Consider the following 14,266-nt stretch of genomic DNA (forward strand, 5'->3'; position numbering starts at 1 on the left):
AGAACTCACCACACAGGCCACTAGTCCAATGCCCCGCTAAGAACTTCATAGATGATTCCGCTGGCGATAGCTACTAGGATCAAGTCCGTCCCCGCCTGCTGCCATTCATAGCCATCGTAATGAGGCAGGCGCCCCAACAGTCGACCATCGAGCTTTTTCGCAATGCCGGGGGGAAGAGGCTTTCCGCGCGCCAGGTTCTTTTGGATACCTGGCGGCAACGCCGGCCCCGGACGCCAGTAATCCCGGTACCCGCCCAGCACACCGAGGACGAAGCTGTGATCAACACTTGGCCCGCCTGCCCGGTTACCGCCCGCTGATTTTTTTTGCTTACCCTGGCCGCCCTGATTACCGGAGCCCTGGTAGTTCTCCGAATACCCCTTACCGTTTCCCTTGTCCTTCCCGTTCCCCGGATCAGCCAACACAGTAATGGAGCCTGTCACCAGAGCGACACAAGCAAACGCGGCAATAAACGACTGCAACTTGAGCATTATCCGCTCCTTGAAGAAAAGGGATGTCCTATTGAAATGTAGACGGTATCGGGCGAAAAGCAGCGTATGTTTTGACAATAAAGGGCGTTACCGAGGGGTGAGAGGCATCGGCTGAGTGACCGGAAAATCTAGAATGGGCATCAAAAATCGGAAGGATGTCGCAGATTTTCTGTAACCGGAATCCTGTCATTTTATAATGACGTATTCCCCAATTAAACCACCATCATAGATGGCCTGCAACTTCTTTGCAGTCCTTTGGACGCTTGATATCCAACACCGCCTCTATACGCTCAAACTCGACATCGCTACATCCTTCAAGCCCGTAAAGGGATGTGTAGGTTTCTTTCAGTTTTTTAATGCCGGTCATTGCTGACTCCGCGCCGTTATCTACTCGCCACTTCCAATACTTGCGAGTACCTACGGCGAATTTCCTTTGATCCGGTTGCAAAGTCGCGTGCGGCTTGCCATTGGTAAACACATTTGCGGAGCCGGTTTTGATCTGACCGGTATCGTGACAAGCAAATGAAAGACTCCCGAAAAGAACCCAGGCAAAAGCTCCTGCCCCTCTTTCAGCGTCATGGTCAGTTTGAACAGACGACGGTTCCGCGCCGTAAACAGGGATGAAAGGTCCATTGTCATGTGTAACTCCCAGAATCAGTGTTCGTGTAACCTGCCCGTCTGATAATGCCGCTAACAGCAGTCATCAGGCACTCGGGGACTGACGCAGGGAAGCCAGCCATTTACACAGTCTACCCAGCCACCAGCGGCTGCGGGCTTCGCGTATTTCGTCGATTTGCATGAAGGTGTATGGCGTGGACATATTGCGCTCTTGAATATGGAGGGTGCGTAGGCCACGGATTATATGGCGATAGTAGAGGATTAAGGCTACGGCGCCAGAGGTGCCTGCCAATCACGCCGATACTAGTAAAAAATACCGGCACCACAAATAACACATATCGCTCACAAGCACCTACCAAAAAAACAACCATAAAAAAACATCCATGGCCCGTTTTTTACCGTTTCAACAGTAGGATCAAAAAGCATCATTAACTCACTTTGTAATGTAAGCGCCAATTTTTTATCGGCGCCCGACTTGCCCATGTACTGTTGAACCAGCAGCTCGCACCTTCGGCAGCAGCCTTGCAGGTTGATTAAGTGCAGCCCTGGTTTCGTAAGCGAGGACATGAGCAACCTGCCGTCCGGCCTGGCCGAGCACTTTATAATTTTGTACTTGAGCCGTAATCGGCACTTCGAAATGTAGCTGTCCCTCTACACGCACCAACTTTATCTTGCCCTTGAATGGCTTCTTGGCCGACCTCGAAGTCGATGAGCCCCGGCTATCCGCCCAGTTGATCAGCTTCTTCTCGGCAGCCGTCATGTCCAGTAAATCGATAACCGATTTAGATTTTGACGTTGGTCGGCGCTGCACTCGGTGCGCCAGTTCATGACCAATCACCGCACTGGTTTCTGCGGAGTCGAGCAAGCTCAGGTACATCAGCGGCACGTGCAAGGTCTGGCTTTTGAGCAGGATGTCCGACGACAGCAGATTGACGTCGCGGGGCTCCTTGCACAGAGCGCGTCTACCGCGATGGCAGCAATATGTCCCCCTCACAGCGCCCCTACACATGGAGCATCGAAATAAACCTTAGATACTCCGTATTGCCATCATTTTCTTGCGCGAAAAAAATCGACACGTTCCTCCAGGTACCTATTTCCTAGCGTTCAACCAATTTGTAATAGGTGAACAGGTTCACTTTTTTTCAATTTAGTTTCAATCAAAAGCTGGATCAAAGACGCTATCTAAGTCATTGAATTACTTTAATTTTATAAATTTATGTCGGTCTGAACCGACAAATAATGCCAATTAGACATCATTGCAGCACGTGTCAGAAACGAGAAAAAATCCATTCCTGAGTGAACTTTTCCATACAAGATGTTGCCTTACACGGCGTTGCTGGCCACCCGATATCCATATGCCAGCATCGCATCCTACAAAATCCTGGCGGTGTGCGGCTTTCGATGTAAAAACGTCGGCCGTCGCACTTTGTGAACAGGTGCTCAATTGAAAAATTCGTAGCTCTGCACCTTCTCCCGTGGATATTCGGGAAACAGTGGGGAAGCGTTCAAGGACGATATAGCGATGTCTCAAAGGTTTGACGTTGAAGCACTGATCAGATTGCGCAGCCAAACCCGGGCTATTTCCGATGCGCTCAAGGCGCAGGCCTCGGATTATCTGTCGACCCTCGCAATGCTGATCCGTCCGCAGACGTTTTTCGGTGAATACCTACAGGGCGCGCAACGTAGCAGCGGTCGCGAGACCCAGCACCATTTCAAAGACTTCAAGGAACTCTATGATCGCATCGGGTCGGCAGTGCCCTTTCAACTGGTCAACGAACTGGAAGTCCCGCTCAATCTGATCGATACGACACCGGAATTGTTTGCGCTGGAGTACGACAAGGTACTCTCGCAAAGCGGCCAGGTCATTCGCATCACCAGCCCAGTGCGCTGGGTAGTGGGTTTCAGCTCGTTCGACCTGGCCCGGTTTCGCACCGTCATCAAAGACCCCAATCGCAGCAATGCCGAGCTGTACCGCTTCCTCGTGCATTACCTGGTGTTGTTCTACTGCCTGAGCCAGTCTCCGGGCTTGAGCCGGCTGTTTGGCGGCCTGCGATTCCCCCTCGGTTTCGAGCGACTCAAAGATTTTGGCGACCTGCCTTTTTGCGTCATCAGCTCACCGGTACGCGCCCAATTGCCTGATGAGGCGGTTATCCGTAATAGCACTCAGATCGCCGGCAACACCCATTTCGAGGAACTGGTAGGCCCCGAAAATATTTTGCAAATGAACGATGAAATCCGTCAGCGGCTGCTGCTGACGATCGAAGGAATATAATGCGCCAGGCCAACAGTTGAGCCGACACGCAAACGACTTGCAGCGAATTTGTTCGCACCAGGAGATCACGATGGCGAAGAAGGAAAGTACCCAGCACAAGCTCGACCGCGTTCGCGCACCCAGGGTCCATATCACCTACGACGTGGACATTGGCGACGCGCAGGAAAAGAAGGAGCTGCCCTTTGTCGTCGGTGTGCTGGGCGACTTCTCCGGCAACCCGCTGGAGCCGCTGCCGAAACTCAAGGAGCGCAAATTCATTTTCATCGACCGCGATAACTTCAACGGCGTGCTTAAAGGCATCAAACCACGCTTGAGTTACCGGGTCGACAACACGCTGGCCAGGAACGGCACCCAGTTGGGCGTCGAGCTCAACTTCAACGCCCTCGAAGACTTCGAGCCGCAGAACGTGGTCAAGCAGGTCGAACCGCTGCGCAAACTGCTGGAAGTACGCAACAAGTTGGCTGATCTACGCAACAAGATGGGCGGCAACGACAAACTCGAAGAGCTGCTCATGGACGTGTTGCAGAACACTGAAAAGTTGAAAACGCTAGGCAAGGAATTCGGCCGCGAAGCCGCCGTTCCAGCCACCGATGGCAAAGAGTAGGAGCCTGACGATGAACGACAAGCAAACCGTGACTCACCAGGACAACGATCTGGTTGCAGTGGAAAACTTCGCCCCGCCATCCTCGCTGCTCGATAGCATCATTTCGCAAAGCCGAGTGGCGCGCTCCGAGACCGAGCGCACCCGGACCCGCGACTTGATCGGCGAACTGGTCGGGCAGGTCCTGGAAGGCGAAATGACGCCGAGCAAAGACTTGATCGCCGTGCTCGATGCGCGCATCGCCGACATCGACGCAATGCTCTCCGAGCAAATGAACGAGATCATGCATGCCCGTGAATTCCAGTCGCTGGAGGCTTCGTGGCGCGGCCTGAAGTATCAGGTCGACCAGACCGAGACCAGCACCACGCTGAAAATCCACCTGCTCAACGCCTCGAAAAAAGACCTGGTGCGCGACCTCAAGGCCTCGTCCGAATTCGACCAGAGCGCACTGTTCAAAAAGATCTACGAGGAAGAATACGGCACCTTCGGCGGCGCGCCGTTCGGCATGCTGCTGGGCGACTACGAGTTCAACCGCAGCCCGGAGGACATGTACCTGCTCGAAGAGATCTCCCATGTCGCGGCCGCCGCGCACGCACCGTTTATCTCGGCGGCCTCGCCCGAGCTGTTCGGCTGGGACTCCTTCACCGACATGTCCGGCCCACGTGACCTGGCGAAGATCTTCGACACCGTCGAGTACGCCAAGTGGAAGTCGTTCCGCGCCTCGGAAGATTCGCGATACATCGGCCTGACCCTGCCCCACGTGCTCGGTCGCCTGCCTTACGGCCCAGAGACCACTCCGGTGGAAGAGTTCAACTTCGTCGAAAGCGTCGATGGCCGCGACCACCACAAATACCTGTGGATGAACGCCGCTTACGCGTTGGGCACGCGGGTCACCGATGCGTTCTCGCGCTATGGCTGGTGCGTGGCGATTCGTGGCGTGGAAGGCGGTGGTCTGGTGGAGGGTCTGCCGACCCACACTTTCAAGACTGACGACGGCGAAATTGCGCTCAAATGCCCGACTGAAATCGCTATCACCGACCGCCGTGAAAAAGAGTTGTCGGACCTGGGTTTCATTCCCCTGGTGCACTGCAAGGGTACCGACTATGCGGCGTTTTTCGGCACCCAGTCGGCGCAGAAGCAAAAGCAATACAACACCGACATCGCCAACGCCAACGCGCGCCTTTCCGCGCAGTTGCAGTACATCTTCGCCACCTCGCGTATCGCTCACTACATGAAAGCGATCATGCGCGACAAGATCGGCAGCTTTGCCTCGCGCAAGGACGTCGAATTGTTCCTCAACAAGTGGCTGTCGGGTTATGTGTTGCTGGACGACACCGCCAGCCAGGAAGCCAAGGCCAAGTTTCCGCTGCGCGAAGCCCGCGCCGAAGTGTTTGAAGTACCAGGCAAGCCTGGGGTGTACAAGGCTGTGACATACCTGCGTCCCCACTACCAATTGGACGAACTGACGGCATCGCTGCGTCTGGTCGCAGAGCTGCCACCGTCAACTCGCAGTTGATCGAACGCTGCCAGGGAGGCAACCATGAGTAGTCAACACAAGTTGTTGCCTTCATTGCTGGATCGACTGCTGGACGATCGTGCGCATCAGTCCATTGAAGCATCATCGCAGCGCTTGTGTTCGGTGGCCGATTACAAGGCCAGCATCGTGCGTGACCTGGAGATCCTGGTGAATACCCGCCAGTCCCTGGTGGCGGGCGAACTGGAGGGTTTTGCCAATCTGGGTGGAACCATCCTCGACTACGGCATGCCCGATTTCACTAGCAAGAGCGTGCTCGATCCCCAGGATCGTCTGCTGATCCAGCGTCAGCTAGAAAGAGCCATCACGGTCGGTGACCGACGCTTTCGCAGCGTGAAAGTACAACTGCTCGCACAACAAATCGGCCAACGCGCGCTGACATTTCGTGTGGATGCAGTTTTGCGTCTGCAAGACATTTCGCGTCAGGTCTCCTTCGATGCGGTGCTGCAGGTCAACACCCAGGAATACAAAGTGCGAAATCTCAACTGATGCTCGACGATCTGCTGCCCTATTATGAAAAGGAACTCTCGCACTTGCGCTTTTTGGGCCAGGAGTTTGCGAGTCAGTATCCGAAAATCGCTTCGCGGTTGCTCATCGAGGGCGATAGCTGCGAAGACCCGCACACCGAACGGTTGATCGAGGCCTTCTCGTTCCTGTCGGCGCGCGTGCACAAAAAACTCGATGATGAATTCCCGGAAATCGTCGAAGCTTTTCTTGAAGTTCTTTACCCGCATTACCTGCGCCCTACTCCGTCAATGTCGATTGTCGAGTTCAATCTCGGTAAGCAGGAAAAGATCACCGAAGCCTACCGCGTGGCCCGCCACACCGAGCTGCATGCCAATCCCGTGGACGGCGTGGTCTGTAAGTTCCGCACCTGCTACCCGGTGGAGTTGTGGCCGGTGGCAGTGCAAGAGGCGTCGTTTATCGAGATGGAACGCTCGGCGTTCAACGGCCACAGCGCCGACTTGGTCGCGCGTCTGCGCATTGGCCTGGTCGCCACCTCGGATGTGCTGTTTGGCAAGATGGAACTGGACAGCCTACGGTTTTTCCTCGACGGCGAAAGCACGCTGATGCTGCAATTGTACGAACTGCTGTTCAACAACCTGGCAAAGGCCACCTTGGTGTTCGAGGATGAAGGCCGCACCCGCGAAGTGGCCCTACCCATCGGCGCCTTGAAGGCGGTCGGCTATCAGCTGGATGAAGGCCTGGTGGATTACTCCGAGCGTTCGTTCCTGGGCTACCGGTTGCTCCATGAATACTTCACCTTCCCCGACAAATTCATGTTTTTCGACCTCTGCGGCTTTGCACGCATCCTTGCGGGCAAGGCCGTGGAGAACGTCGAGATCAATTTCTACTTTTCCGATTACGACCTCACGGACCGTCTGGTTCGCCTGACGCAAAATATTGACCGTAATAACTTCAAGCTCAACTGCACGCCGATCATCAATCTGTTCCGCCAGCAGGCCGAGCCGATCAAGCTGACTCATGCCCAACATGAGTATGCGGTAACCCCAGATGTGCGCCTGCGAAGCTCTTCGGAAGTGGTCTCGATTGACCGCGTGCTCCGCGTGAAAAAAATCGGCGGCACCGACCAGGTCGGCACCTGCCATCCGTTCTTTGAACCGCGTGGCGAGCAGGGCGCAGGCAGCAGCTTCTGGATTGCCCGCCGCCGTGCCGTGCAAACCCAGCAACGCGATGGCTCGAACATGTTTATCCGGGTGGTGGACCGCAACTTGGAGATGATCGACTCGAACAACGACACCTTGAGCATCCGCCTGACTTGCAGCAACCGCGACCTGCCGCTGATGCTGCCGTTTGGCGGCGAACGCGGCGACTTCAATATCCCGGCCAATTCGGTCATCAAGGACATCCGCTGCCTGCGCAAGCCGACCGCAAGCGTGCGGGTACCGCTGGGTAACGGGGTAATCTGGCGGTTGATTTCGCACCTTTCGCTCAACCACATGTCGTTGGTGTCCAAGGGGCGCGAAGTGCTGCTGGAACTGCTCTCCCTCTACAACTATCGCAACCTTTCGGCGATCCGCAAACAGATCAACGGCATCGTCTCGGTCACCAGCGAGCCGGTGGTTGCGCGTATAGGCCACCCGCGCCCGAACTTTGTGCGTGGCGTGGGTATCACCTTGAAATTCGACGAAAGCCAATACACCGGCAGTGGTGTGTTTTTGTTCGGCATGGTGCTCGACCATTTCTTCGGTCAGTACTGCACGATGAACAGCTTTACCCAATTAACCCTTCGCACCTTGCAACGCGAAAAGAGAGTGGTCCAATGGCCTGCGCGAACCGGCGATCAACCCCTGGTCTGATCGACCAGGCCAGGGCCGAGCCGCATCGATTCGAGTTCTTTCAATTGGTGCGCTTGCTGCGCCTGCACTACAGCAGAACCGGGCGCATGGACTTGGAAACCCGGCCGCATGAAGACCCGTTGCGTTTTCGCTCACAACTGTCGCTCAATTTCCCCGCCAGCGAAGTCAGCGATTTGCAGTTCGAGCACGCCCACAACGTGTCGGCAGCGGGCCTGCCACTGACCGAGGTGGAGGTGACTTTCATGGGCCTGGTGGGACCGTCCGGGGTACTACCACGCCCATATACCGAGCTGTTGATGGAACGCCACATCCAATACCGTGACGATGCGGCGCATGCGTTCCTGGATATTTTCTCGCACCGCATGACCACGCTGTTTTACGAAGCCTGGCAGAAGTACAAGTTCTACATCGAGTACGAGCGCCACGGCACCTCTGGGTTTGATCGCTACCTGCTCAACCTCGTGGGTTTAGGGCCGCAAGCGCAGAAGCAAAAGTTCGACAAAGACGCCTCGCCGCTGCGTCGCGAACTGTTCAGCTACTTCTCGGGGATGTTCGCGCAAAAGCCGCGCAACACCCTGAACCTGCAAGTGATGCTGAGCTTCTATTTTTCGCTGCCGTTCAAGGTCAAGCCATTCGCCGGTCGCTGGCTGCACCTGGGCACCGATCAGCGCACCCGACTGGGTCGCAAGAACGCCGTGCTCGGACAAAGCGCCGTCGCCGGCAACCGGGTCTGGGACTATCAATCGTGCGTGCGCATCGAACTGGGACCGCTGGAGCTGGCCGATTACCAGCGTTTCCTGCCGGGTACGGTGGATTACCAGAAGCTGGTCGAGCTGGTGCGCTTTTATGTCGGTGCCGAGCTGGACTTTCAATTGGCCCCCAGGCTCAAGCGCGAAGCTGTACCGGTCGCCCGCCTGGGGCGCCAGGGCAATGTTTCCCTGGGGCGGCTTGGCTGGCTCAAACCTCCCGGTGTCGACGTGGAGCCTTCCCGTTGCGCCCTCTTTCACATTCCTTTTGATGGGGTCTGCCTGTGAACCTGAAGTCCCTGTTTGCCAAGTTGAACGACAACAGCCGCACTGCCACCGAAGGTGCCGCGGCGTTGTGCCTCTCGGAAAACCATTACGACGTCGAAGTCGAGCACTTGCTGCTGCAGTTGTTGGATACCAGCGACAACGACTTGCCGGCCATCCTGCGCCACTACGATGTAGTGCCAGATCGTCTGCAAACGCAGTTGATGACAGCCTTGGGCACGTTCAAAAAAGGCAATACACGCACGCCCGCACTGTCCCCGCATATCACGCGAATGATCGAACAGGCGTGGGTACTAGCGTCTATCGAGTTCGGCGAGGCGCAGATTCGCACCGGTCACCTGGTGCACGCCTTGCTCGACGATGACGAGCTGCGCCGGGTGATCATCGGCTCCGCGCCTGAGTTGGAAAAAATCAATGCGGATGACCTGCGCCTGAACTTCAGTGCGCTGGTTGAAGGCAGCGTCGAGTCCCAACTTGCCAAACCATTGACAAGCGCCAGCAGCGCCAGTCCGATGAAGGGCAACGGCAAGACTCCGGCGCTGGATCAATACACCATCAACCTCACCCAAAGCGCACGCGACGGCCGCATCGACCCGGTGCTCGGTCGCGAGTTCGAAGTACGCCAGATGGTCGACATCCTGACCCGCCGTCGCCAGAACAACCCCATCCTGACCGGCGAGGCCGGCGTGGGTAAAACCGCCGTGGTCGAAGGCCTGGCATTGCGTATCGTCCAGGGCGATGTACCGGCGGTACTCAAGGACGTCGCGCTGCACACCCTCGACCTGGGCTTGTTGCAAGCGGGCGCCGGAGTGAAAGGCGAGTTCGAAAACCGCCTCAAATCGGTGATCGAAGAAACTAAGCGCAGCCTGCACCCGATCATTCTGTTTATCGATGAAGCCCATACGCTGATCGGTTCCGGTGGCCAGGCCGGGCAAAACGATGCCGCCAACCTGCTCAAGCCGGCGCTGGCTCGCGGTGAGTTGCGCACCATCGCTGCCACCACCTGGGCGGAATATAAAAAGTACTTCGAAAAAGACGCCGCCCTCGCCCGCCGCTTCCAGGTGGTCAAGGTTGAAGAGCCCGACGAAGACAAAGCCATCCACATGCTGCGTGGCCTGCTCGCAAAAATGCAAGAGCACCACCAGGTCACCGTGATGGACGAAGCGCTGGTGCAGGCCGTGCGCCTGTCCCACCGCTACATCACTGGCCGCCAGTTGCCGGACAAAGCGGTCAGCGTGCTCGACACCGCGTGCGCCCGCGTCGCCCTCGGCCAGTCGGCACAGCCTGGACCGCTGGAGGACTGCAAACGCCAGATCGATAACCTCCAGGCCGAAATCGCCGTGCTGGAACAGGAAGCCGCTAAAGGCAGCGATCATGCCCGCCGCTTGAGCGCCCTGATCGAACAACTGCGTGCGGAACAAACCCTCCGCCAAACATTGGAACAGCAGTGGAAGCGCGAGCGGGAGCTGGTGGAAAAACTTGGCGCACTGAGCACACCGGAACAGGGCCCACCGGATGCCAACCAACTCGCCGCCGTGCGCGCCGAGTTGGCCAGTGTCCAGGGCGAGCAGCCACTGGTCCACGCACTGGTCGACGGTGGCACCATTGGCGAAGTGATTTCCGGCTGGACCGCCATCCCGCTGGGCAAGATGCTGCGCGACGAAATCGACACCGTACAACGCCTGCCCGAGCTGTTGGGCGAACGTGTGTTGGGTCAGGACCACGCTTTAGTGGAAATCGGCAAGCGCATCAAAATTTCCCGCGCACGCATGGAGGATCCAAACAAGCCGATCGGCGTATTCCTGCTGCTCGGCCCCAGTGGCGTCGGCAAGACCGAAACCGCGCTGGCCCTCGCCGATACCCTGTACGGCGGCGAACGTAACCTCATCACAATCAATATGTCCGAATATCAGGAAGCCCACACGGTGTCGAGTCTCAAAGGTTCGCCACCGGGCTACGTCGGTTATGGTGAAGGTGGCGTGTTGACCGAAGCGGTTCGACGCAAGCCTTACAGCGTGGTGCTGCTCGACGAAGTGGAAAAGGCTCACCCGGATGTGCTTGAGCTGTTTTTCCAGGTCTTCGACAAAGGCGTGCTAGACGATGGCGAAGGTCGCGAGATCAACTTCCGCAATACGGTGATCCTGCTCACCGCCAACACCGGCACCGACCGCATCATGCAGCGGTGCTGGAACAGCGAGGAGCAACCGACGCCGGACGAGCTGGTCGAGGGGCTGCGTGACGAGCTCAATCAGGTGTTCAAGCCAGCCTTCCTCGGCCGTTTGACGGTAGTGCCGTACTACCCGGTCAAAGACATAATTCTCGAACGCATCGTCGCGCTAAAACTGGCGCGCATTCGCCAGCGCTTCGAACGCAATCACCATGCATTGCTGGGCTACGACGAAGCCTTGGTCAAGGCGATTGCCTCGCGCTGCACCGAAGTCGATAGCGGCGCCCGCAATATCGACAACATCCTTTCGAAAACCCTGATGCCGGAGCTCGCTCAGCGTGTACTGGAGCGGATGGCGCAGGACAAACCGATTGAGAGCTTGACCATCGGGCTGGGCAGCGACGGTGACTTCACCTACAGCCTGATCTGATCGATCACTACGAGTAGCAGTTATGGACACGAAACAAAAGCCAGCCCTGGCAGCCGGCATGGTAGCTCTGGTAATGACGGCGATACTCACCGGGTGTGGCGTCACTGACCGCATCGGCAAACGCACCGACGACACCTGGATGGGCGACCTGTTTTACAGCGACAACGAAAAGCTGATCTTGAGCACCTACGCCGGTAATCAGCTCAACCTGGACACCTCCGGCAAACCGCTATCGGTGGTGCTGCACGTCTACCAATTGAGCTCGCTGGAGCGCTTTGCCGCAGTATCCGCCGACGATTTGTCGGCCGCGCCGCAGCCAGCCCTGGGCAACACGCTGATCGAGGAGCGTGAAATCGTCCTGCTGCCCGGCATGGGCCAGACCGATACCTGGCCGTTGAATAAAGCCACGCGCTATGTCGGCGTCGCAGGCTTCTTCCGCAGCGACGAAGACAGTCAGTGGAAGGTCGCCTTCGACGCTAACTCGTTGCGCAAGGACGGCATCTGGTTCTCCTCCAATGGCGTGCGGGTGTTGGCCGACTTCTACTCGGTGCAGGCAGTGCGCGGCATGGATGTGCTGAACCGCCCCAAGACGCAGGCGCCAATTGCCGACACCCCACCGGCCCTGGCGATACCTAAGCCGGTCAGCGACAGGGTGCAGAAGCAAGCGATGGACATGGCTGCCAGCGCTGCGAAAAAGGCCGCCGATACGCCAATGAATTCTCTATTAGAAGGCGCTAAATGAGTAAGCAAAGCCGTGTGATGTGGTCGGAAGGTATGTTCCTCTTGCCGCAGCATTTCCAATATCAGGATGAGTTTCATCAACATCAGTTGGCCGAGTCGACCCTACGCAGTACGCCGTTTCACTGGGGCGTGCAAACGCTGCTGATTGACGAAGAAGCTCTGGCCACCGGTACCTTGCGCCTGATTCGGCTGAAACTGGTGTTCCCCGATGGCAGCTTGTTTGACGCGCCCCAGCACGACCCGCTGCCGGCGGCACGGGACTTGAAGGAGTTACTCAAGGGCAATGACCTCAAGGTATATGCCGCGCTCAAGCTGCCGGAGCCATTCGGCCTGAACTACATCGAAGACGGCCAAGAGCAAAAGAGCGCCCGGCGTTTTCGCAAGCAGTTCGATACCCTGCCTGATCTCAATGAGGGCGACCTGGAAAATGAAATCACCAGCTTGCGCCTGAACGTAGTGATGCTGATCGACGGTGACAACCTGGACGGCTACAGCTACTGCCCGATTGCCCGGCTGTCGCGCAATAACATCGGCGGCTTCAACCTGGATGCGCATTTTGTCCACCCGACGCTGCATGTCGGCACCCATGAAACGTTGGTCGGTCTAGGTAAGCGTCTGCTCGGCGCCTTGCAGTCCAAGAACAAGGCGTTGTCAGGGCGACGTCGTGAGCGCGCCGACCAGATCGCCGAGTTTGGTTCCAGCGACGTCACCTTGTTCTGGCTGTTGAACACGGTCAACCGTGCCTGCCCGAATCTGGCGCACTTGCTGGCCCACCCTCGCCTGCACCCCGAGCGCTTGTATCTGTTCCTCGCGGAGCTTGCCGGCGGTTTGCTGACGTTTTCCCTGGACACCCAGCTCAATGATATTCCCGAGTACGACCACCATGATCCGGCGGCCTCTTTGGTCAAGCTCGACGAGATGATCCGGGTGCTGCTCGACAACGTGATTCCGAACCAATGCATCGTCATCAACCTGACCCAGACCAAACCGTCTTATTGGCAGGGTCAGTTGCTCGACCCGCGCCTGACCGAAGCCGACTTCTACCTCTCGGTGCATGCCGACATGCCCGGCTCCAACCTGCTGGAACTGGTGCCGCGGGCAATCAAGGTGGGATCGCCGGAAGACATCGAAGTGGTGGTCAACAGTGCGATGCCGGGCGTCACGTTGAATCACTCGACACGTTTGCCTAATGCGATTCCAGTGCGCCTGGACAACCATTATTTCTCCATCGAACCCCATGGCCGGGTGTATGAGCGGATGATGAATGCCCAGGCCATCTCCTTTTATGCGCCCAGCGCTTTTACCAATCTCAAGCTTGAACTGATGGCGGTACTCAAATGACCGAAGCCGTGATGCAAGGCGCCGTAGCCACGGCACACAAAAAACCGACCCTCAAAGACCTGGTACAGGACTTTATCAGCATGGCGCTGATTGTGCGCCGGGGCCGGCAGGCGACTTCGCTGAATGCCTTTGAAGCCAGTGTCGATAACTTTTTCAACACCCTGGAGCGCGACGCACGCAGCGCCAACTATAGCGTTGAACAGGTCAAGGACACCCAGTACGCCCTCTGCGCTTTCCTCGACGAAAGCGTGCTGCGTTCCGGCGATAACGCTCTGCGCAACCATTTCGAGTTGCAGCCGTTGCAGTTCCGCTATTTCGGCGTGCATCTGGCGGGGGAGGGATTTTTTGAAAAGATCGAATCGCTGCGCAGCGACGTGCAAGCCAACCTGGATGTACTTGAGGTTTACCACCTGTGCCTGGCGCTGGGTTTCGAAGGCAAATTCAGTCTCGGCCAGAAAGACCAGTTGCGCTATCTGGCCAATACCCTCGGCCAGGACATCGCGCGCTACCGCAAGCCCCCGAAAACCCTGTCACCGAACTGGGCATTGCCCGATCAGGTTTCGCAAATGCTTCGTCACGAAGTCCCGGTGTGGCTGTATCTGGCGCTCATTGCGCTGGTCTGCGTAAGTGTTTACCTGACGCTGGACTGGTTGTTGGGCAAGGACGTCGCCGCTTTGGCAGAACACATCAGCCAGCTGTTCAGTGCCTGAGCACAGATCAGG

The 14,266-nt window shown here is 57.2% G+C and carries 13 protein-coding genes and 1 pseudogene; 10 read left to right on the forward strand and 4 right to left on the reverse strand.

Features of this window, described 5'->3' with window-relative positions:
- Window positions 1-20: 20 nt before the first annotated feature.
- From BMX68_RS09515 to BMX68_RS25885, 4 genes and pseudogenes are all read right to left on the reverse strand, one after another.
- Window positions 21-488, reverse strand: a complete 468-nt coding sequence (locus BMX68_RS09515; protein WP_017134006.1) for an anti-virulence regulator CigR family protein — start codon at window positions 486-488, stop codon at window positions 21-23.
- 223 nt (window positions 489-711) lie between these two features.
- Window positions 712-855, reverse strand: coding sequence for a hypothetical protein (locus BMX68_RS25880; protein WP_156430139.1), 144 nt, complete (start codon window positions 853-855; stop codon window positions 712-714).
- Window positions 856-1,191: 336 nt separating this feature from the next.
- Window positions 1,192-1,389 (reverse strand): annotated as a pseudogene (locus tag BMX68_RS26340) (hypothetical protein); the annotation flags it as partial.
- A gap of 177 nt (window positions 1,390-1,566) precedes the next feature.
- Window positions 1,567-1,983: a hypothetical protein gene (locus tag BMX68_RS25885; RefSeq protein ID WP_176986976.1), complete on the reverse strand. Its 417-nt coding sequence runs from the start codon at window positions 1,981-1,983 to the stop codon at window positions 1,567-1,569.
- 645 nt (window positions 1,984-2,628) lie between these two features.
- On the opposite strand from BMX68_RS25885, the gene BMX68_RS09530 reads away from it, so the two are divergent.
- The 10 genes from BMX68_RS09530 to icmH all read left to right on the forward strand — a co-directional run bounded on the left by BMX68_RS09530 (window position 2,629) and on the right by icmH (window position 14,254).
- Window positions 2,629-3,378: a hypothetical protein gene (locus tag BMX68_RS09530; protein ID WP_017134004.1), complete on the forward strand. Its 750-nt coding sequence runs from the start codon at window positions 2,629-2,631 to the stop codon at window positions 3,376-3,378.
- A 70-nt stretch (window positions 3,379-3,448) separates the two neighbouring features.
- Window positions 3,449-3,982, forward strand: coding sequence for a type VI secretion system contractile sheath small subunit (gene tssB, locus BMX68_RS09535; RefSeq protein WP_017134003.1), 534 nt, complete (start codon window positions 3,449-3,451; stop codon window positions 3,980-3,982).
- 10 nt (window positions 3,983-3,992) lie between these two features.
- On the forward strand, window positions 3,993-5,495 hold the full coding sequence (tssC, locus tag BMX68_RS09540) for a type VI secretion system contractile sheath large subunit (protein ID WP_017134002.1): 1,503 nt from the start codon (window positions 3,993-3,995) through the stop codon (window positions 5,493-5,495).
- Window positions 5,496-5,519: 24 nt separating this feature from the next.
- Window positions 5,520-6,002 carry a type VI secretion system baseplate subunit TssE gene (tssE, locus tag BMX68_RS09545; protein ID WP_060783749.1) on the forward strand — a complete coding sequence of 161 codons (483 nt, stop codon included), beginning with the start codon at window positions 5,520-5,522 and terminating at the stop codon, window positions 6,000-6,002.
- Window positions 6,002-7,834, forward strand: a complete 1,833-nt coding sequence (gene tssF / locus BMX68_RS09550) for a type VI secretion system baseplate subunit TssF (RefSeq protein ID WP_017134001.1) — start codon at window positions 6,002-6,004, stop codon at window positions 7,832-7,834. Before tssE ends, tssF begins: the two co-directional genes overlap by 1 nt.
- The gene (gene tssG, locus BMX68_RS09555; protein ID WP_017134000.1) at window positions 7,798-8,868 is read left to right on the forward strand and encodes a type VI secretion system baseplate subunit TssG; all 1,071 of its coding nucleotides are present in this window, start codon (window positions 7,798-7,800) and stop codon (window positions 8,866-8,868) included. Before tssF ends, tssG begins: the two co-directional genes overlap by 37 nt.
- On the forward strand, window positions 8,865-11,462 hold the full coding sequence (gene tssH / locus BMX68_RS09560) for a type VI secretion system ATPase TssH (RefSeq protein WP_017133999.1): 2,598 nt from the start codon (window positions 8,865-8,867) through the stop codon (window positions 11,460-11,462). Before tssG ends, tssH begins: the two co-directional genes overlap by 4 nt.
- A 22-nt stretch (window positions 11,463-11,484) precedes the next feature.
- On the forward strand, window positions 11,485-12,204 hold the full coding sequence (gene tssJ, locus BMX68_RS09565; RefSeq protein ID WP_017133998.1) for a type VI secretion system lipoprotein TssJ: 720 nt from the start codon (window positions 11,485-11,487) through the stop codon (window positions 12,202-12,204).
- Window positions 12,201-13,544, forward strand: a complete 1,344-nt coding sequence (tssK, locus tag BMX68_RS09570; RefSeq protein WP_017133997.1) for a type VI secretion system baseplate subunit TssK — start codon at window positions 12,201-12,203, stop codon at window positions 13,542-13,544. Before tssJ ends, tssK begins: the two co-directional genes overlap by 4 nt.
- The gene (gene icmH / locus BMX68_RS09575) at window positions 13,541-14,254 is read left to right on the forward strand and encodes a type IVB secretion system protein IcmH/DotU (RefSeq protein WP_017133996.1); all 714 of its coding nucleotides are present in this window, start codon (window positions 13,541-13,543) and stop codon (window positions 14,252-14,254) included. Before tssK ends, icmH begins: the two co-directional genes overlap by 4 nt.
- The last annotated feature ends 12 nt before the right edge of the window (window positions 14,255-14,266 follow it).

The organism is Pseudomonas agarici (assembly GCF_900109755.1).
In the GTDB taxonomy this organism is placed as follows: domain Bacteria; phylum Pseudomonadota; class Gammaproteobacteria; order Pseudomonadales; family Pseudomonadaceae; genus Aquipseudomonas; species Aquipseudomonas agarici.